18 protein-coding genes are annotated in these 20,218 nt (G+C 64.8%); 1 reads left to right on the plus strand and 17 read right to left on the minus strand.

From position 1 onward, the window contains the following. Positions 1-151 precede the first annotated feature (151 nt). From U0004_RS25275 to ybaK, 16 genes are all read right to left on the minus strand, one after another. A complete protein-coding gene (locus U0004_RS25275; protein ID WP_070254339.1) occupies positions 152-1,276 on the minus strand; it encodes a fatty acid desaturase family protein in 1,125 nt (374 codons plus the stop codon). After that, on the minus strand, positions 1,273-2,388 hold the full coding sequence (locus U0004_RS25280) for a sterol desaturase family protein (RefSeq protein ID WP_081345485.1): 1,116 nt from the start codon (positions 2,386-2,388) through the stop codon (positions 1,273-1,275). Before U0004_RS25280 ends, U0004_RS25275 begins: the two co-directional genes overlap by 4 nt. Continuing rightward, entirely contained in the window at positions 2,385-3,023 is a 639-nt protein-coding gene (locus tag U0004_RS25285) for a phosphatase PAP2 family protein (RefSeq protein WP_081345486.1), read from the minus strand. Before U0004_RS25285 ends, U0004_RS25280 begins: the two co-directional genes overlap by 4 nt. Then, positions 3,020-4,324: a F390 synthetase-related protein gene (locus U0004_RS25290; protein WP_070254328.1), complete on the minus strand. Its 1,305-nt coding sequence runs from the start codon at positions 4,322-4,324 to the stop codon at positions 3,020-3,022. The genes U0004_RS25285 and U0004_RS25290 overlap by 4 nt, the downstream gene beginning before the upstream one ends. After that, on the minus strand, positions 4,321-5,151 hold the full coding sequence (locus tag U0004_RS25295) for an MBL fold metallo-hydrolase (RefSeq protein WP_070254329.1): 831 nt from the start codon (positions 5,149-5,151) through the stop codon (positions 4,321-4,323). Before U0004_RS25295 ends, U0004_RS25290 begins: the two co-directional genes overlap by 4 nt. Beyond that, complete coding sequence (locus U0004_RS25300) at positions 5,144-6,181, minus strand: NAD-dependent epimerase/dehydratase family protein (protein ID WP_070254330.1); 1,038 nt, start codon at positions 6,179-6,181, stop codon at positions 5,144-5,146. Before U0004_RS25300 ends, U0004_RS25295 begins: the two co-directional genes overlap by 8 nt. A gap of 10 nt (positions 6,182-6,191) precedes the next feature. Beyond that, positions 6,192-7,172 carry a 3-oxoacyl-[acyl-carrier-protein] synthase III C-terminal domain-containing protein gene (locus U0004_RS25305; RefSeq protein ID WP_070254331.1) on the minus strand — a complete coding sequence of 327 codons (981 nt, stop codon included), beginning with the start codon at positions 7,170-7,172 and terminating at the stop codon, positions 6,192-6,194. Positions 7,173-7,221: 49 nt separating this feature from the next. Further along, positions 7,222-8,130, minus strand: coding sequence for an ion transporter (locus U0004_RS25310; protein WP_070254332.1), 909 nt, complete (start codon positions 8,128-8,130; stop codon positions 7,222-7,224). A gap of 92 nt (positions 8,131-8,222) precedes the next feature. Beyond that, positions 8,223-9,974, minus strand: a complete 1,752-nt coding sequence (locus tag U0004_RS25315) for a cation:proton antiporter domain-containing protein (protein ID WP_070254333.1) — start codon at positions 9,972-9,974, stop codon at positions 8,223-8,225. Between the two features lie 107 nt (positions 9,975-10,081). Further along, a complete protein-coding gene (locus U0004_RS25320) occupies positions 10,082-11,338 on the minus strand; it encodes a metal-dependent hydrolase (protein ID WP_070254334.1) in 1,257 nt (418 codons plus the stop codon). 47 nt (positions 11,339-11,385) lie between these two features. Further along, entirely contained in the window at positions 11,386-13,047 is a 1,662-nt protein-coding gene (locus U0004_RS25325; protein ID WP_070254341.1) for a GDYXXLXY domain-containing protein, read from the minus strand. Then, on the minus strand, positions 13,044-14,003 hold the full coding sequence (locus U0004_RS25330) for a DUF2157 domain-containing protein (RefSeq protein ID WP_070254335.1): 960 nt from the start codon (positions 14,001-14,003) through the stop codon (positions 13,044-13,046). The genes U0004_RS25325 and U0004_RS25330 overlap by 4 nt, the downstream gene beginning before the upstream one ends. 37 nt (positions 14,004-14,040) lie before the next feature. Next, entirely contained in the window at positions 14,041-14,331 is a 291-nt protein-coding gene (locus U0004_RS25335; RefSeq protein WP_034779946.1) for a DUF427 domain-containing protein, read from the minus strand. 70 nt (positions 14,332-14,401) lie between these two features. Further along, positions 14,402-15,067: a DsbA family oxidoreductase gene (locus tag U0004_RS25340; protein ID WP_070254336.1), complete on the minus strand. Its 666-nt coding sequence runs from the start codon at positions 15,065-15,067 to the stop codon at positions 14,402-14,404. Positions 15,068-15,157: 90 nt separating this feature from the next. Beyond that, positions 15,158-15,802, minus strand: coding sequence for a glycerol-3-phosphate 1-O-acyltransferase PlsY (gene plsY, locus U0004_RS25345; protein WP_230520638.1), 645 nt, complete (start codon positions 15,800-15,802; stop codon positions 15,158-15,160). A 97-nt stretch (positions 15,803-15,899) separates the two neighbouring features. Then, the gene (gene ybaK / locus U0004_RS25350) at positions 15,900-16,391 is read right to left on the minus strand and encodes a Cys-tRNA(Pro) deacylase (RefSeq protein ID WP_034779956.1); all 492 of its coding nucleotides are present in this window, start codon (positions 16,389-16,391) and stop codon (positions 15,900-15,902) included. A gap of 37 nt (positions 16,392-16,428) precedes the next feature. Here ybaK and U0004_RS25355 point away from each other — a divergent pair, with 37 nt between their 5' ends. Then, on the plus strand, positions 16,429-17,415 hold the full coding sequence (locus tag U0004_RS25355) for an endonuclease/exonuclease/phosphatase family protein (RefSeq protein WP_070254337.1): 987 nt from the start codon (positions 16,429-16,431) through the stop codon (positions 17,413-17,415). Positions 17,416-17,423: 8 nt separating this feature from the next. On the opposite strand, the gene U0004_RS25360 is transcribed toward U0004_RS25355, so the two are convergent. Then, complete coding sequence (locus U0004_RS25360; protein ID WP_070254342.1) at positions 17,424-19,958, minus strand: sensor domain-containing protein; 2,535 nt, start codon at positions 19,956-19,958, stop codon at positions 17,424-17,426. Positions 19,959-20,218 lie beyond the last annotated feature (260 nt).

Raw genomic sequence — 20,218 nt, forward strand, 5'->3', positions numbered from 1 at the left:
CTCACTGTGCTCAAGCACAGTTGCGCTTCTCGGCCACAAATCGCTGCCGCTCGCTACGATTCTCTCAGGCGTTCTTGATTTCATGATTTTCTCTTATTTCTGTCGTTACAGAAATGTAAGACGGAACAGAAACCGAGTCAAGCACGATTCGTTACAGGTCCCTGCTGGCGGGTGGCTGGCCCATGGCGCGCAGGAATTGCTGCTGCGAAGCGTGCAGCTGGCCATAACCGAGTTCGCGGTACACGAGACCGTGGCGCGGCGCCAGTTCGGCCAGGATGCGCGCCAGCGCCGGGTAGTGGCGGTGGTTCCAGGTGGGGAACAAGTGGTGCGTCAGGTGCAGGTTCAAACCGCCCAGCCAGTAACCGAGCCAGCGCAGGCGGCGCGGCTGCGGCGTCCAGTCGCAAGACGTGTAAAACGTGTGCTGGTACCAGTCGTGCGGCAGCGTACCGTCCGCGCCCGGCTGGAAAAACTCGACTTCGGCCCAGTGCGTGCCCAGGATCAGCGCCACCAGCGCGCACGAGGCGATCATCTGGCCCACGAAATACGCACCCAGCACCACGCCCCAGCCGATGCCGTGCTGCTGCAGCACCCACATGGGCAGCGCCAGCACCAGCGCCACATGGCCCAGCTTCCAGCCCAGGAACGACAGCCAACCGCGCCAGCCCTGCAGCCGGCTGTGCGCGGCCACGGGCGTCTTGCCGAAGCGGTCCAGCCAGTCGCCATACCAGTTCAAATAAGGCAGCGACAGGGCCGCCACCACGGGCCAGTACAGGTATTGATAGCGGTACTGCGGCGACCAGCGTTGGAACGGTGTCTGGCGCAAAAACGGATTCGGTTCCGTGTCGAGGTCATAGCCCTCCACGTTGGCATACGTGTGATGGAAATGCACGTGGCGGATGGTCCAGAAATCCGTATCCACGCCCACGGGCAAGCCCACCAGGCGGATCAGCACGCGGTTCCAGGCTCCCTGGCGGAAGATGGCGCTGTGGGCCGCGTCGTGCAGGGTATTCATGGCCAGCGCCATGGCCGCGACCAGGCAAGCCACATAGCTGGCGACAAACGGCCAGGTGCCGCCGGCATTCAAGGCCAGCGCATACAGCCCCACCGTCAGCGCGGCCAGGAACACGGTTTTCGCATGCAGGCGCCAATCGCCGAAGCGGTGTTTTCCTTTGTCCGCCAGATAGGCGTCGGCGCGCGCGCGCAATTCGCGGCGGAAGGCGGAATCGCGGGCGGGCTGGAAGCGCAGCGGCGGCAGCGAAGGTACAGGCTGCGTCACGCGCGCGTCCCTGCCGCTGCTGGCCACCACAGGCGGCGCGCGCCATCGAGGCCATGCGCCAGCAGCGCAGCCAGGAAGACCATGCCCCACGCATCGCGCGCGCCATACCAGCCCAGATACAGGGCCGGCATGGCCAGGGCGATGGCGACCCAGGCGATGGCGCCCCAGCGGCGCGCATCCGACAGGCCGCCCAACGCCAGGGTGCCGCCAAAGATCAGCACAAACAGGATGACCTGCTGCGCGCCGGCCAGCACTGCTTCGTGATTGACGTAATAAATTACGAGGCCAAACAGGATCACGCCGCCGATACCGATGAACAGCTCGGGCACGTGGAAAGTGCCGCGCGACTGCCAGTGGGGAAAGCGCGCGCGCAGCCATGTGAACAGTTTGCCGTTGCTGGCCAGCAGCGGGTTATGCGTTTGTGTCATGCCCTTCACGCCATAGCGCATTTCCACGCCCTCGAGTTCGGGCTGGAAGCTGCCGAACAGCCTGTCCCACAGCAGCAAAGTACCGCCGAAATTGCGGTTGATATAGCGTTTGTCCGTGCCGTGGTGCACGCGGTGGTGCGAGGGCGTGACCATGAATTTATCGAGGATGCCGGACTTGTTCACCAGCGCATTGTGGTTATAGAACTGCACCGTGTAATGCAGGGACGAAACGACGAGGAAGATTTCCAGCGGCACGCCCAGCACGGCCAGGATGGCGATGAAGGGGAAATTCGTCAGCGACGAATACCAGGAATTGCGCACACCCAGCGACAGGTTGAAATGCTCGCCCTGGTGGTGCACCACGTGCACGGCCCACAGCAAAGGGATTTTATGATGCAGCCGGTGCATCCAGTAAAAGCACAAATCCCAGGCAAAAAAAGCGAAGACCCATTGCGCCGCCACGGGCCACTGGTCGACGATGTGCAGGTTCACATGGCGCAGCAGCAGGGCGAAGGCCGCCACTTCCACGCCGCGGAACACCCACATCAGGATGTGCCCTGAATTGAGGTTGAAGATCACGTCCTTCCATGGCACGGGCGTCTTGCGCACCCATTTCAGGATCAGCAGTTCGGCCAGCACGAAGGCCAGCATGATCAAAAACGACAGGGCAAATGGATTCATCATGGTGCGGTTTTCATGGAAACGGCGCGGCGGGCAGCCAAGGATACCTGCATTTTGGCCAGCATGCCGCCAGCGATGCCAACGGCCAGGCCGGCGGCCAGGTCGATGCTCACGTGCCGGCGCAGCGCGATGATGGCGTAGCAGATGGCCAGGCCCAGCGCCACGGCCAGCGCGGAGCGCAGCAGGTGGCGCTTGTCGCACAAGGCCCACACGCACAGCAGGGTCAGGGCGCCGTGCAGCGACGGCAGGCAGTTTTGCGTGGAATCCGCCGCCTGCAGCATGCGCAGCGCCTGCGTACTCCAGGCATTGCCTGCACCTACGGGCGGATACGCGAGCGTGGTCGGATACAGCAGGAACACCACGCCGCACATGACGGCGGAAAGCGCCATGGCGCGCGCCAGCCAGCGCACCCGCGCCGCATCGGCCGCCAGGTAGGCGTAGGGGATCAGGATGAAGAAGGACAGGTACAGCCAGATGGCAACGTCCGTATAGGGAATGGCGCGCTCGATGGCCGTTTCCGGCAGCAGCACGCCCTGCCCTTGCAGCAGGTCGCTGGAAAAATACACGAGGCCGACGCTGCCCCAGCCGGCCAGCAAATGCAGCAGGCGGCCGCGTACGGTCATGGAAGAAAGGTTCATGCGGTCGCAAGGCGCCGGATGCGGCGCCGTTTCATGGTGGGATCAAAAGGAGGCAGTTCAGCGCTCGTCGTCCATGCCAGGCCTTCGATGGCCACGCCGAGGCCCTGCAGCACCGCTGCCAGGTGCGCGCGCAGGGCGGCCAGTCCTGCCTCGTCGAGCGCTGCATGCAATTGCAGGGATGCGTCGCCCGACTGCACCAGGCGGTAATCGGCGTCGGGCGGCAAGACTTGCGCAAAGGCCCGCGTCAGCACGTCGGCAAACACCGCGACGGGTGCACCGCCGTTCGCCGATGGCAAAGATGGCAAGAACAGCATGTCGTCGCAGCGCCCTTCGATGCCATCGATGGCGCGCGTGGCGCGGCCGCACGGGCATGGCGTGGCGCGCGCGATCAGGATGTCGTCCAGGCGGTAGCGCACGATGGGCTGCGTGATACGCGTGAAGTCCGTAATCACGGGCACAAAGCGCCTCTGTTCAGCGTCCAGCCACTGCGGCTCGATGTGCACGTACTCTTCGTTCAGGTGCAGCACGCCGTGCTCGCAGCTGCTGGCGAGAAAACCCTCGGTGGCCTGGTAGATTTCATGCACGGCGCCGAACGCCTGCACGATCAGCGCGCGGTCCTGCGCTTCCAGTACTTCGGCCACCGAGATGACTTTTTTCGGCGCCAGCGCCAGGCTGCCATCGATGACGCGCAAGGCCAGCTGGCGCAGCACCTGGGCCGGCGCGACGATGACGGAGGGCCGATATTGCGCCAGCTGCCCGCACAGGCTGTCGAACGGTTCGAACAAATCGTAAAAGGCAAAGGTCAGCCACGGCGAGCGCACGGCCGTGTACAGATTGCTGTTCGCGCGCAGGAACAGGGCGACCCGCTCGCCGGAAAACAGGCCGTCGGGCAGCGCCTTGGCCAGCATCACGCCCGCCCATTGGGCCTTTTCGCGGGGGCTGACGGTAAACACGGCGCGCCGCGACGAGGTACCGGACGACAGGCCTACCGTGATGTCGCCGACGGCCGGCGTAAAGTCGCGGCTCTGCTCGGCCGCCATGGCTGCCGCCATCGCTTGCGCCAAAGTCACCCCTTGCGTATTCATGGCGTCGAAATGCTCGAGCATCAGCGCCTTGTTCATCGTCGGCCACTGCGCCAGCGGCAGATCTCGGTACGGGGCGAAATAAGCGCTGCGCGCGCACAGCACCGCAATGAAACGGGCCAGTTGCCGTTGCTGGTATGCGTGCAGCTGCGCGCGGTCCGCAAAGCGCAGGCGGCGCGTACGCCAGTACGACAGCAACAGCCAGAAGAGACGCTTCACGGGCGGCCCGCCACAGGAACATAGTCCGCCGTGTCTTCATGCGTGATGCGGATCTGCGCATTGCCCGACTGGTGCAACTGGTGCAGCCGGTTCAGGGTGGCGTAATACGGCGCGCGCTTGTGCTGGATGAGGAACGACAGTTCGGACGGTCCGCGCAGCTGCTGAAAACTTTCCGGCACCCAGGCCGCATCCGACGCCAGCAAGGTCCAGCCGCTCTCCTGCAGCACGAAGGCGCCCAGATGGCCGATAGCGTGGCCGGGCAAGTCGACGATGTAGATCTCGCCCGTGCCGCTGACGTCGCGCCCGTGCGTGAATGGCAGCAGGGCGGCCGGCAAGGCCGTCTCGGGCACGCTTTCCACGAAATCCAGGCGGTCGGCTATATCGTTTGGCAGCAGCTCGGGCACGAAGGCCTGGCGCACGGCGGCCACGCCGGACAGTCCCCGCACGGCGTCCCAGCCCGTTTTGGAGGCCATCAGCCGCGCGCCGGGAAAGTCGCGCAGGCCCGCGATATGGTCGGCGTGGAAGTGCGACAGCAGCAGGGTGTGGATGTCGCCGGGCGATACGCCATGCGCGCGCAGCTGGCCCTGCAACGACTCGTTCTCATCGAAGGAAATCGGCGTCACCCACGCATACATGCGGTACACGCCCTTCGACGTGGCGGCGCGGAAGTGCTCGGCGTAACCCGTGTCCCACAGGTACAGGCCCGCGCGCGTCGCTATCAGGTAGGCGCGCGAGGGGAAGCAGCGGCTGGCCAGCCCGCTGCCTTTCAAGACCATGCACGAAGGATGCGTGCAGTGGCCGACGCGAAACGCGGTGATGCTAGCCATTGCGCTCCTTGCCCACCTTGTGCGCCGCCGCTTCCTGGCGCATCCACTGCGCCGTGCGGGCAATGCCGTCCTGCAGGCTGACGATGGGACGGTAGCCGAGCACCTTGCGCGCCTTGGCGCTGTCGAGCGTCATGTCGAAGCTGAGCGCACCGATGCTGTAGGGCGTGAGCGCCGGTTCGCGGCGCGTAAAGCGCGAGGCAAACTGCATCAGGCGCGCCACCAGCGCCAGCACGCGGTACGGCACGCTGACGATCTCGAACGGCTGCTGCAAATGATCGCAGAACAGGGTGCGCAAAATGTCGCACAAGCGCGCCGGCTCACCATTCGTGATGTTGAAGGCGGCGCCGGAAGCGATGGTCTTGTGCACGGTGGCCAGCCACATCGCATGCACGACATTGTCGACATAGGTGATGTCGATGGTGGCCGCGCCGCCATTGGGCAGCGGCAGCTTGCCGCCGCGCTGTTCCAGTACCCTCGCCAGGCGCGGAATCAGGACCTGGTCGTGCGGGCCGAAGATGGCGCGCGGGCGCAGGATCACGCACGTCATGCCGCGGTGGCGGTCGACGCAGTCCTGCACCAGTTTTTCCGCCATCGCCTTGCTGCGCGCGTAGGCGTTGACAAAGGCGTCGGGGCGGAAGGTTTCCGGCACCTCGTAGCGGTTGCGGTAATCGAAATAGATGGCCGGCGTGGAGATGTGCACGAAGCGCGCCACGTGCAGGCTGGCGGCCGCGCGCAGCAGCTGGGCCGTGGCCGTGACGTTGGCTGCGATGAAATCGCGCTCGGGGCCCCATGGCGACGACAGCGCGGCGCAGTGCCAGACGGTGTCCATGCCGCGCACCAGCTCGTCGACCTGGCGCGGCGATGCTTGCGCCAGGTCGAGCGCCACGAATTGCGCGCCCATGCGTTCCAGTTCGCGGCCCACGGCGGCGTTGCGGCCCGTGGCGCGCACTTCCACGCCCTGCGCCAGCAGGGTGCGCACGGCATTGCGCCCCAACCCGCCCGTCGCTCCCGTGACCAGTATCCGCCTCATCACACCACCTTCACAGGTCAAGAATCATGCCGCCGATGGTCAGGCCTGCGGCCGTGCCCATCATCAGCAAACGCTGGCCTGCCACGGCCCGCCCCGTCATTACCGCCTCGTGCAGGGCGGTAGGCAAGGACGCGGCCACCTGGTTGCCGTGCGTTTCAAAGATCTTGATGATTTTAGCATCGGGAACGTCAAGGATGCGCGCCGCATGCGCGAGCCCCAATGGGCTGGCCTGGTGCGGCACGACCACGTCGACTCTATCCAGTCCCGCGCCCGATTCCAGCATTAGTTCCGCCAGGAAATCCGGCATCACCTTGACGGCCAGGCGGAACACGGCCTTTCCATCCATGCGGAACAGATAATCGCCCGGTTCGCAGCCATTGCGCGGGTTGCGCTCGGTGCCGCCGCCGCGGATTTCACAGTAGCGCCGCCCTTCCGGATACGTGCCCATCTTGTAGGCGCGGATGCCGGCGCTGCCATCGCCCCGCTCGACGATGACGGCGGCGGCGCCGTCGCCAAAGATCATCGACGCTTCCGGCTCGCTCCAGTCGACGCCGCGCGAGGCGAGGTCGGACGAAACGATGGCGATACGGCGGTAGGCGCCGCCGGCCAGCATGGACGCGGCCACGCGGAAGGCGGCCATGAAACTGAGGCAGCTGGCGTTGACGTCGAAGCTTTGCGTGCCTGGTGGCAATCCCGCATGTTCGGCAACGAAGCAGGCCGTATTCGGCAACGCCTGCTCGGGCACGCCGTTGGCGCAGATCAGCAGGTCGATGTCGGCCGGACGCAGGCTGGCGTTCTTCAGCGCGTCGAGCAGGGCGGCGGCGCCCAGCTGGCTTTGCGATTCATCGGGCGCGGCGACAAAGCGCGACAGCACGCCGCTCTTGCGCAGGGTATAGCCGTCCGGATGCCCCAATGTCAGGTCCAGACTGGCGGAAGTCACGCTATGCGACGGCACGGCCTTGCCCGTCGCGATCAGGCGAACTGGAATCATGTTGGCCTTAAAAAAGTAAAGTAAATACGGTTGATGTATGGTCTATGCGCTAATCGCGTGCCAGCGGCGGCAAATCGACGCCGCAGTTCTTGCAGAAATTGGCATCGTCATCGAGCCCTTCTTTCAGGCACGTGGGGCAGGTACGCGTGGTCACCAGCTTGGAACTGCGCTGTACCGTCATTTCCGCGCTGATAATGCCGGTAGGCACTGCCAGGATGCCCCAGCCGAGCAACATCATCAGCGAAGCGATGGTGCGCCCGATGTCGGTGCGCGGCGTGATATCGCCGAAACCGACCGTGGTCATGGTGCTGATGGCCCAGTATATCGACGTGGGGATACTGCTGAAACCGTTTTCCGGCCCTTCCACGACGTACATCACAGTACCCAGCAGAAAGACCACCATCATGACAAAAGACAAGAAAATGAGAATTTTGCGCCGGCTGGCCAGCAAGGCCCGTCCCAGCACCGTGTATTCATGCACATACGACGTGAGCTTGAGGATACGGAACATGCGCAGCAGGCGCAAAATGCGCACGTCGATCAGCACGTGCGCGCCCGGCAGCAGCAAGCCGATGTAGGTCGGCACGATGGCCAGCAAGTCGATAATGCCGAAAAAACTCTTGGCGTAGCGCACAGGATGCTGCAGGCACGACAGGCGGGCGAAATATTCGATGGTAAATAAAATGGTGAAAAACCATTCCAGCGCCGTCAGCCAGGTGCCATAACGCTGCGCCACGGAGGCGACACTGCTGAGCACGACCACCGTCACGCTGATCAGGATGGCGGCGATCAGCAGCAGGTCGAAGGCGCGGCCCGTGCGCGTTTCCGCCTCGAAAATGACGGTGTACACCTGCTCGCGCCAGCCCCGCTCGGGCTTGCCATATTTCTGCTGCGTTTCCTGCGCCGCCAGTTGCTGCGGCGTCAGGGGCGCCGCGCCGCTCTTCGTCGCGGCTTTCATGTGGGTAGTGTGCTCATATACTATTATTGTATAGATAATTGACAAAGCACGGCGACACGCACGGTTGGGCTACAGGTTTCACTACAACAACACTACGACAACTTTTTCGCCAGCAGCACGGCATTGCGCCGGTCGCGCTCGGCCTGCACGATGTCCGTCGTGCGCGCTTCCGAGATGCCCACCGTGTGCAGCACGGTGGCCGTCAGCTGCAGTGCCGATTCCAGCGCCTCGGGCACGACCAGGGTAGCGCCCGCCTGTATCAAGGCCACGGCATGCGCCTCATCGCGGGCCCGCGCATACACGGGCAGCTGCGGATATTCGCGGCGGATCGATTTCACGGCGTGCAGCACGGACGCCGCATGGTCCATGGTCAGCACCACGGCGGCGGCACGGTCCGCATTCACCTTTTGCAACAATTCCGCGCGCGACGCATCGCCGAAATACACGGGGAAACCGCGCGGATGCAGGGTCGTCACCAGGCGCGCATCGTTTTCAATCGCCACATACGCGATATCCTGCTCCGTCAGCACCTTGGCCAGCAACTGCCCCACCCGGCCGAAGCCGGCGATGATGACGGTGTTGCCCTGCGGCGGCAGCGCGCCGTGCGCCAGGTCGGCCAGCTGATGGTGGTGGCGCTGTTCCCACCAGTTGCCAAAGGCGCGCGCCGCCTTGGCCAGCGCCGGCGTGGCGAACAGGCTCAGGCCCACCACCAGCATGACGAACTGCGCCACCTGCGGTCCGATCAGCTTGGTACCGAGCGCATACGCGACGACGATGAAGGCGAATTCGCCGCCCTGGCCCAGCAGCACGCCCGTTTCCACGGCGCGCCCCCAGTGAAAGCCGCCGATGCGGAAAATCACGCTGATGACGAGGGTTTTCAAGGCAAACAGGCTCAGCACGGCCAGCGGAATCAAGATCGGCGACTTGAGGATTTCGCGCACGTCGATCTGCATGCCCACCGACATGAAGAACAAACCCATCAACAAGCCCTTGAAGGGCTCGATCGTCACTTCCACTTCGTGGCGAAATTCCGTCTCCGCCAGCAGCAAACCGGCCAGCAAGGCGCCCAGCGCCATCGACAGGCCCGCCAGATACGTCAATCCCGCGATGCCCAGGGTGCTGAGCAGGGTCAAGGCCATGAACACGTCGGGCTGGCGTTTCTTGACGAAAAACTGGAACAGCGGACGGATCACGCGGCGGCCCAGCAGATAGATCAGCAGGATGGCGCCGGCCGATTTCACGGCCGCAAAGCTGAGCAGATACGCGAGGTCGTCGCTGCGCCCGCTGGCGAACACGTCGATCAGGATGAACAGCGGCACCACCATCAGATCCTGGAACATCAAAATGGAAAACCCCGCCTGGCCGGCCGGCGTCTGCAGCGAGCGCTGGTCGGTCAGCAACTGCATCACCACGGCAGTGGACGACAGCGACAGCACCAGGCCCAGCACGATGGACGCTTCCAGCGACAGGCCAAAGTAATACGCCACGCCGCCGATCAGGCAGGCGCTGACCGCCACTTGCCCCACGCCCGCGCCAAATACCCAGCGCCGCAGCGCCCACAGCCGTTCCGTCGACAGTTCCAGGCCGATCATGAACATCAAAAACATCACGCCCAGCTCGGCCAGGCCGCTGACCTGCTCGGCGCGGACAAACGAGAAATACGTCAGCCACGTGAACTCGCCGGCCCACAGGCCGAAGCCAAACGGGCCGAACAGGGCACCGACGGCCAGGAAGCCGAGGACCTGGTTGACCTTCAGGCGTTGCAATAGCGGAATAAAAATCCCGGCCAGGGCGAGAAACAGCAGGGTTTCCCGCAGATACGGTAAGGCGTGTTGCTCTTCCAAGATAATCCTAATTGAATGGCATTCATGCTGAATTTACAATTGTCGCATGCTGAGCAAGGGCACAGCAGGCGCATCCGCGATATTTTTTCCACAAGGCAACATAACCGCTACTTGCCATCCGCTTTCGGCGGCGCCAGCATGTCGGCACGGGGGCGGTCCCAGCCCGGCACGTAGGCGGGGCATGGCCGGCCACGGAACTGCTGCAATTCGACCGTGGTGAAATTGGGCAGCATGCCGGGATTGAAACGCACGTCCGTCAGCTTGTCCGCATTCAACCTGGGCATGCGGGCAAAGCGGAACCACGCGTCGACATAGCAATTGTCTTCCTGCAAAGCGCGCAAGGTGGCCAGGCTGCCCGCCGCTTGCGCGGACACGGCGATGCCGGGCGCCAGTTGCTGTCCCCGCTTGCCCGTCTCGGCCAGTCCCGCCGGGCAGGCGGCGGGCGCCAGCGACTCCGGCAGCAGGCTCAGCGTGCCGCGCCGCAAGGTGTACGCGTCCGCCTTGGCGTCCGTTTTGCTGTCGAGCGAGACATAGATCCAGCACAGCGGGTTGCTGGGAAACGCCGTCATCGCCACATCCCACACGCGCGTGCCAGGGTCCAGGCGCTGCACGGCCGCCTCGATGCGCGCGCGGCCGAGGGCCGAGGCCACGCCCTGCGTGCCGATGAACGTGGCGGCCAGCGCGAAGGCCAGCAGCAACGGTCCGCGTCCCCGCTCGCCGGCCCGTCCTTGCAGCACGGCCAGGATCACGCCCAGCCCCAGCAGCATGGCCAGCGAAGCGGGCGCCAGGTAGGTTTTATAGGTGAAGAAACACAAGGCCGCCGCCAGTCCCGCCAGCAGCACGCTTTTGACGATGCCGTAGTGCAAGGACATGATCACGGGCACGCCCAGCAGTACCCAGAACATGGGCTCGACAATGAAGACCATGTCGCCATACAGCCAGCGGCTGTCAAACGGGTAAAACGGGTGCAAGCCATAGGAATTGAGGAAATCCATGCCCATGTGCAAGCAGAATCCCAGCAACAGGCAAGCCGCCAGGCCGATGCGGGCGGGCACGCTGCTTTTCAGCAACCGGCGCGCACCGGGCCATAGCAGCCACAACAGGGCCAGCAACAGCAGCGCCTGGGGCAAGGCCAGCAGCAAGGTATGCGTGTGGCCCCGGTGGTGCAGCATGTAGCCGAACGGGCGCGGCAGCAGCTTGGTCAGCACCAGGTCCAGGTCCGGCGCGTTGCTGGCAAACCAGGCCGTAAAGAGAAACAGCGCGCGCCGGGTGCGCTGGGCGGGGGCCTGCGGCTCGGGCGGCAGGCTGCGGTGTACCAGTTCGCCGACCCCGAGGCCGATGACCGAATGCGTAATATTATCCATCGGGCAATTTTACAGGACGCCCGCCCCCGCGTGCGCGTGCGCGTGCGCTACAGCTTTTCCAGCTCCGGCCCGCGCATGCCGACCAGCAAGGCGCGCCCGTCCGGCATCACGCGGAACTCGCCATAACGGGCTTTTTCCCAGCGCGCCGCCTCGCCTTCCTTGAAGAACCAGGCATCGCTGACCAGCACCCAGTTCCCATCCTTCGGCGTCAGCTCGAGCAGGAATTCGCCGGGCGCAAGGGCTTCCCTGGTGTACGGGCGCAGCAGTTCTGCCACGCCGCGCGCATCGCGCGTGGCCACGACGAGGGGCCGGCCAGGCGCCCGGTCCACGCTGGCCAGCGTGCTCAAGACGCCAAGGTTGACGAAATTGAGGCGCATGTAGTCGCCCTGCATCAGCGAGCGGGGATCGACGGGTTCCAGCGCCACGAAGATCGCTTGTCCTTTGGCAATCAGCTGCTCTTTTTGCCAGATGCCGCCATTAGCGACCAGCAACACCAGCAGCAAGCCGCCCAGCACGCCCAGGCGCGCGGCGCGGTGTTCGGTGGCCACGCCCGCCGGTTTGCTTTCCACCAGGTGCAGCACGGCGCCGCGCATGGCCAGCCACGACAGGGCACACAGCACGGCGCCGGCCACGGCCAGCAGCGCCGCCTTGCTGGCCAGCGGCCAGGTCAGCTGGTAATAAAAGCTACCGAGTATCCATGCGGCGGCCAGCCCGGCCGCCACGGCCACGCGGGAGCGCCCGCTCGTCAGGCAATACGCGAGGATCAGCAGCACGGGCCCCAGCGCCGGCATGAACCAGGACAGCACGACCAGCACCAGCGCCACGCCGATGGCGGGCAACTGGCGCAACGCCGGCCAGCGCCATCCCGTCCAGGCGGCAGCCGCCATGGCCAGCACGAGCGACACCCCGTTCAAGGCTTGCGCATACCAGGCGCCGGCCTGGTGACGGGTCACTTCGCGCGCCACTTCGCCGGCAAAACCACCGCCCAAGGCGCCGCCCAGCATGAAGGTCATGCCGGACCAGAAGACCAGTCCCAGCAAGATTGCCAGGACCCACCCCGTCGACAGCGATTCCAGGAAGGCGGCGACGGACGCGCCGCGGCCATCGTTGAAGGCTTGCTTCTGCAGCCAGTGGGCGCCCAGCCAGAGGGCCAGGGCCAGCATCCAGGCCAGATACAGTTGCGTGGGGTCGTTTTCGAAAATAAAGTCGCGCGTGCTATCGACGATGCCCAGCCCCAGCAAGCCGCAGGCGACCAGCCCCAGCAGCACCCGCAGCCAGTCGCGCGGCAAGGCGGCGGCCACCACCAGGCATGCGAGGCACAGCAGCAGCGACGCCGTCTGCGTGGAATAGTCGCGGTACAGGGCATAACCGAGCAAGCCGCCGCCTACCAGCAGGCATGGCACGGCCAGCTGTTCGACGAACAGCGCCACGCCGCGCGTGCGGATCAGCAGCACGGCCGCCACCAGTACGATGGCGGCGACGACATACGCGCCGGGTCCGTGGCGCACGACGCTTTCCAGGCCCACGCCCAGCGCAATCATCAGGGGAATGGCGGCCAGCCAGGCGCCGAAGGCCGTCATCAGCACCAGCGGCCACGGCCGTACATCCTGCACGGGACGGGTGGCGTTGGGCGGCAGCAGGCCGGCGCGCGTGGCGTCGTCGATCAGGGTGGCGAGCGCATCGGCTCGTTGACCATGGATAGTGTTCATGCCGCCTCCCGGCGCGTGCGCCACAGGATGCCCTGCACGGTCAGCGCCAGCAGCACGGCGGCCAGCAAGCCCAGCATGGCCAGCGCGCCGACGCCATCGCCATGGCCGTTGAACAGCACGTGCGTCAGCCCTCCCACCAGCAAGGTGTTGATACCGAGCGCGACGGCGCTCAGGCCGAACACATCAAAGAACCGGCCGGTGGCCAGCAGGACGCCGGCGACGGCCAGCAAGCCCAGTCCCGCCCAGTACGGCGATTCGATATCATTGCCGAACAGGGCGCTGACGCCCGTGCCCGTGATGAGGATGGTGGCCAGTACCAGGCCCAGGCGCAAGGCCCAGCTGCCCGCGCCCGTCCAGCGCGCCAGCAGGGGCGAGACAAACGCACAGGCAAGCAGCACGGCCAGCCAGCCGCTGACGAAAATGGACAGATCGGCCGAATCGATGCGCCAGCTGTGGCGCGCCTGCGCCTGCATCCACAGGGTGGCAGCCGTCGACAGTATCAGCATCCATGGCGTCCACAGCACGTCGCTGCGGGCGACCAGGCACAGGGGCAAGGCCAGCACGGCCCACAGGGCGAACAGCTGCCACGGGTCGGCGCCCGTCTGGTACGTCTGGCCGAAATACGCAAACAGGCCGCCGATGGCCAGCAAAGCCAGCAGCAGCAAGGGCACGCGCGCCTTGGGCACGGCGAAGGCGCCCACGCAGGCGGCGGCCAGCACCCCTTGCAGCAGAGCAAAGCGGCCCATGCGGCCCAGCGCTTCCCAGTTGGCGGCGACCCAGCAGATCAAGCCCATGCCCAGCAGTGCGGCGCCCAGCACGGCCACGCCGCGCGGCAGCCAGTAGGCCAGGCGCGCGGGTTCGCGCTGGAAGCCGGCCACTTCCTGCAACTGCCGGGTTTGTAGGGCATCGAGCGCATGGTCCGAGGCGAGTTGGTACACGGCGAGGCGTAAATCCATCGTCTGCTTTCTTTGTCAGGAAATTGGGGGAGTCAGGTCAGCGCTCGACGCTCACGCCGCGCCAGAAGGCGACGTGGCCGGCAATTTGCTTGGCGGCATCCTTGGGCTGGGGGTAATACCAGGCCGCGTTGGCATTCGTCTGGCCATCGACGACGAGGTCGTAATAGCTGGCCGTGCCCTTCCACGGGCAGATGCTCGTGTGGCTGCTGGGACGCAGGTATTCCTGCGTCACCGACGATAAAGGAAAATATACATTGTTTTCAACGACTTGCACCTGCGCATCGGTGGCTTGCGCGATGACAGCGCCATTCCAGCTGGCTGTTGGCATTTGACTATCCTCCTTCTGCGCCGAGTGTAGCGCAAAAAGTCTGCCATGGCGCGCGCCATTGGCGCCCCGCTCAAGCGCCGGCGATGATCTGGCGCAAGGCTTGCTCGAACACTTCAGGCGGCTGGCCCCCGGAAATCAGGTGGCGCTCGTTGATGATGACGGCAGGCACCGAGTTGATACCGTTCTGCTGGTAGAACTGTTCCTGCGCGCGCACCTCGTCCGCGTAGGCGTTTGATGCCAGCACCTCGGCCGCCTTGACGGTGTCCAATCCCACCTTGCCGGCCACGGCCAGCAGCACCGCATGCGAGGATGGATCCTGTCCCTGCGTGAAATAGGCATCGAACAGCGCCATCTTGAGTTGCTTCTGACGCCCTTCCAGCCCGGCCCAGTGCAGCAAACGGTGCGCATCGAAGGTGTTGTAGATGCGGCCGCGCTTGTCCATGGCAAAGGTAAAACCCAGCTGCTCGCCGCGCGCGCGGATAGCTTCGCGCGACTGCGCCATCTGTTCCGGGGTGGAACCATATTTGCGGGCAATGTGTTCGCCGATATCCTCGCCTTCGGGCGGCATATTGGCGTTCAACTCGAAAGGCTGGAAGTGGATGTCGGCCTGGACGGTGTCTTGCAGCTTGTCCAGCGCCTGCTCCAGCGATTTCAGGCCCACCACGCACCATGGGCAGGAAACGTCGGACACGAAATCGATACGGATGGGGGTGGGTGTGGCGGGAGTGGAACTCATGGGGGGCAGCCTTTGCGCGAGTCGGTGGCGGCCGCACCGCGCGGCGCCGCAAGCACAGCATATGCGTGCGGGCCGCGGGAAATCAAGCGCTTACTTCTTCTTGACGGTCGCCTTGGCCGCATCCTTCTTGCCGCCGATCTTGCTTTCCTTACCGGAGAGCAAGTTCGCGATGTTCTGGCTGTGGCGATAAGCCAGCAGCACGCTCATGACGATCACGGACAGCAAGATGGGATCGACGCCGAACAGCAAGCCATAGTAAAACGGCGCGAACAGGGCCGCCACCAGCGCTGCCAGCGAGGAATAGCGGAAGGCATAGGCGATGATCAGCCAGGTAGCCAGGGTCGCCAGGCCCAGCCATGGATTGATGCCCAGCAGCACACCGAGGGCCGTGGCCACGCCCTTGCCGCCGACAAAGCGGAAGAACACGGGCCACAAATGGCCGAGGAAAACGGCGATGGCCACCAGGGCCACGGCCGTGTCGCCCACGCCCAGCGCAGTGGCAAAATGGTCGGCCAGGAACACGGCCAGCCAGCCCTTGGCGCCATCGCCCAGCAGGGTCATGATGGCGGCGCCCTTGTTGCCGCTGCGCAGCACGTTGGTGGCGCCCGGATTTTTCGAGCCATAGGTGCGCGGATCGGCAATGCCGTAGACCTTGCTCATCACCACGGCAAACGATATCGAGCCGAGCAAGTAAGCGGCCACTGTCATTGCCACGGTTGTGATTACTGGATTCATTTCTTCCCTTTATTGTGTTTATTACACCAGCATCGAGGCTGGCGCAGCAGAATATACACCATGGCCGATGCCCGGTAACAGCCCGTCGTCCATTTCATTAATCCTGCAGGGCGCACTGCACCGGCTTGGCTTGCAACAAATCAACAAGCACCTGCGGCGCCAGCGAGACGAGGAAGCCGCGCCGCCCGCCATTGATATAGATGCGTTCAAGCGCCAGGATCGATTGCTCCACGTACACGGGCATGGCCTTTTTCGTGCCGAACGGCGAGGTGCCGCCGATCATGTAGCCCGAATGGCGCTGCGCCACCTCGGGCTTGCAAGGCTCGACGGACTTGCAGCCGATGGCGCGCGCCAGGTTCTTGGTCGACACCTTGCAATCGCCATGCATGAGCACGATCATCGGCTTGGCCGCCTCATCCTGCATCACCAGGGTCTTGATCACCGCATGCTCGGGCACGTTCAATTCGCGCGCCGAGACGCTGGTGCCGCCGTGCTCCTCGTACGGATACGGGTGTTCATCGAAGGAAACTTGATGCTTGCGCAGCAACTGCGTCGCCTGGGTCTCGGAAATATGCTCTTTTTTAGCCATGCGTGATACGCTGATCGTTCAGTGAGGAGTGCTAATTATGCAGGAAGAAATCCGCTTTGCCACATTCAATGTCTGCAACCTGGCCCCCGCCGGGGCGAAATTGTATGACAACCTGGAACCGTTGAGCCCGGCGCAATACGCGGCCAAGGCGGAGTGGACGGCGCGGCAGATCGACCTGCTCGACGCCGACGTAATCGGTTTCCAGGAAATTTTCTCGCAAGCGGCCTTGCGCGACGTACTGTCGCGCACGCGCCATTACCGCGAAGCCACCCTGGCCGGCTACGATGCGATGGATGCCGCCGGACGCATATTGCCCACGGTGGCGCTGGTGTCGCGCCTGCCGCTGGCCGGCGCTGGTGTTGCCTGGGCGAATTTCCCTGCCGGCGTGAGCGTGCCTGCCGACAGCCATGTCCTGGATGACAATGCCTGCCGCTTCGCCCGCGCGCCCCTGCACGTCCAGGTCATCTTGCCTGGCGGACAACTCACGGACGTGGTCGTCGTGCATTTGAAATCACGCCGGCCCGACTACCGCCATGGCGACGGCAGCGATGCCATCGCCTACGCGCTGGCCAACCTGCGCTCGCTGCAGCGGCGCGGCGCGGAAGCCGTGGCCCTGCGCGTGCTGGCAAGCGAACTGGGCCACAGCGGCCGCCCCCGCATCGTGCTGGGCGACTTCAACGACATCGCCAATGCCGTCACCACGGCCATCGTCATGGGGGCGGGCGGGCCGTGCGAACCACATGGCGACATGCCGGAAATGCGCGCGCGCCTGTACGACGCCAATGCCATCCAGCTACGCCAGGATGCCCTGCGCCACGTGGGCTACACGAATATCCACGACAGCACCTACATGACGATCGACCACATCCTTGTGTCCGAACATTTCCACGCCGCCTCGCCGCGCGCCATCGGCGTGGTGCAGGAAGTGGGTTATCTCAACGACCATTTGCTGCTGGGCTTGCCGCATGCATCCGACCATGGCCAGGTGCTGGCGCGCATCAGGCTGCTGGGAAATATCCACTAACCCGGTAACTAATGCAGCAACTTGGCCAGCGCGCTGCCCTCGACTTGCGCGCTGGCATAGCGCCCCTGGTATTGCTGGCAGCCCTGCCCCCGCAGATACGCCAGTTGCTGCGCCGTTTCCACGCCTTCGGCGATCACCGTCAATTGCAGCTCGCGCGCCATGGCGATGATGGTGGCGGCGACCGCCGTGTCGGACTCGCCGGCCGCGCCATCGGCCGCGGCGGGCAGGAACGATGGATCGATCTTGAGTTTATCCACCGGATAATGGCGCAGATTGGCCAGGCGCGAATAGCCGGTGCCGAAGTCGTCGATGGCCAGCCTGGCGCCCAGCGCCCGCAGCTGCGCCAGCACGCCGGCCAGGCGCGCGCCGCCCTTCATCAGCAAGGACTCCGTCACTTCCAGTTCCAGGCAAGCGGCAGGCAAGCCCGACTCGGCCAGCGCCTCTTGCACGCCAAGCAATAAATTATTGTGCAGACATTGCGCCGACGACAGATTCACGGACACGCGCCAGGCATGGCCCGCATCGTGCCAGGCCCGCGCGCGCAGGCAGGCGTGGCACAGCACCCAGTTACCAATCGACACCATCAAACCGCATTCCTCGGCCACGGCGATGAAGCGCTCGGGCGGCAGCATGCCCAGCTGCGGGTGGCGCCAGCGCAACAGCGCCTCGGCACCGAGTATCTGCCCGCTGGCAACATCGAGCGCGGGCTGGAACTCCAGCACGAATTCATCGCGTCCCAGCGCTTCGCGCAAGCCCTGCTCCAGGCTGGCCCGCTCGACGATTTGCGCATTCATCTCGGCATTGAAAAACTGGAAATTGTTGCGCCCGCTTTCCTTGGCATGGTACATCGCGATGTCGGCGTTATGCACGAGGCTATCGATGCTGTCGCCATCGCTGGGAAAGATGGCCACGCCGATCGAGGTCGACACATGCAGTTCATATTCGCCCAGCTGGTAGACCTGCGTCACGGCATGCAGCAGGCTGGACGCCACATGGGCCACCTGGTCGATGCCGCCCACCTCGGCCAGGATGATGACGAACTCGTCGCCGCCATGCCGGCTGACCGTATCGACGCCGCGCACGCAGCGCACCAGGCGCCGCGCCACTTCCTTGAGCAGCAAGTCGCCCACGTGGTGGCCCATGCTGTCATTGATGTGCTTGAAATGATCGAGATCCAGGTACAGGATGGCCAGCATGCTCAGCTTGCGCCGCGCGGCCGCCAGTGCCAGCGACAGCCGGTCCAGCAGCAGCACCCGGTTCGGCAAGTCGGTAAGGAAATCGTGCTCGGCCAGGTGGCGCGTGTGCTCCTCGTTTTTCTTGCGCTCGCTGATATCGCTGAGAATGGCCAGGTAATTGCTCAATTGCCCTTGCGAGTCGCGGATGGCCGTCAGCGACAGCCAGGCCGGGTAGCGCCCGTCCGCCTTGCGCTGGCCCATGATATCGCCTTGCCAATAGCCATTCGCATCGACCTCGTCCCACACGTGGTCGAAAAACGCCGGCGCATCCGGCTCCACGCCGTGCAGGACGAAGGGCTTGCCCAGCATGTCGTCCAGGCTGTAGCCGCTGATCTCGCTGTACGCGGGATTCATGCTGACGACCCGCTGCTGCGGGTCCATCACGACGATGGCGACACTTGCATGCTCGATGACCTGCATCGACAGGTACAGGGCCCGCTCGGCCAATTTGCGCGAGGAAATATCGCGGATCACGGCGTAAAACAGGTAGGTGTGGTCGAGCGTGACGGAAGTGAGCAGCACTTCGCCCCAGAACAGCTCGCCGCTGCACGTCTGATAGCGCCAGTCAAAGCGGCAATTGCCGTCGGCGTGGGCCTGCGCCGCCAGTTGCGTGCCGCTCAACGATGACAATTCGCCATCGGGCTGGCGCAAGGGCGAAAAGTCGCTGAGGCGGCGCCCCAGCAGGCGTTGCCGGTCTTCACATTGAAACAGGGCAATGGCGGCCGGATTCGCCTCGGCGATATGCTCGTCGCGCAGCAGCAGGATGGCATCGGCGGATTTCTGATACAACTGGCGAAAATTGTCGCCCATCAGCAACAAGGCGCCCTGCGCGGCGCCATCCTGGCCGCTGGCCGTGATGTCGACATCGATGCAGACCACTTGCCGCACTCTTCCGGATTGCATGACAGGAAACACGGTGGAACAGATGCAGCGCGGCGCGGCGCCATCGGCATCCAGCTTCCACAAGCGCGTGCTGCGCGCCTTGCCGCTGTCCCACACGGCCGCCAATTCACCGGCAACCTCCTCGGCCACGGTGGCGGCGTCCGGCAGCGAAGCGGCCACCCTGGCCCACGGCTGGCCCAGCGCCAGCTCCGCCGTCACGCCATACAGGCGCGCCGCGCCAAAGCTCCAGTAGCGCACGATGCCATCGCGGTCGATGCCGCGCACGGCCAGGCCGGGCGCCTGTTCGACGGCGGCAACAATGATGGACAGCAAATCGAGCGCCTTGCCGGCCGGCCCCGCCTGCGGTTCGGCAGCGGCCAGCAAACGGCCCGGCGACGGGGCGGCTCCGACAATCCGATCAGACATCAGGCCCCCCGTGGCGCGGCAGCGCGGCAACCGGCGGGCGAATGGCCTGTCCGGTGGCGCAACCATCCCGACCATTCTTGCGCGCCCGCGAATCGGCTTCTTGAGGATGCGCAAGCATCGTGACGCGCACCGCGGGCATGCCGGCAGTGATTCCGGTCGCCGTTTTTTGCATTCCAGCCCCGATTTTGTGCAATCTGTCGCACGGCGATGGCGGCCAGACTTGAATCTTCCTAAAGTGGCAACATGCGCATCGCCGTGAA

It is taken from the genome of Janthinobacterium lividum (assembly GCF_034424625.1).
GTDB lineage: Bacteria > Pseudomonadota > Gammaproteobacteria > Burkholderiales > Burkholderiaceae_D > Janthinobacterium > Janthinobacterium lividum.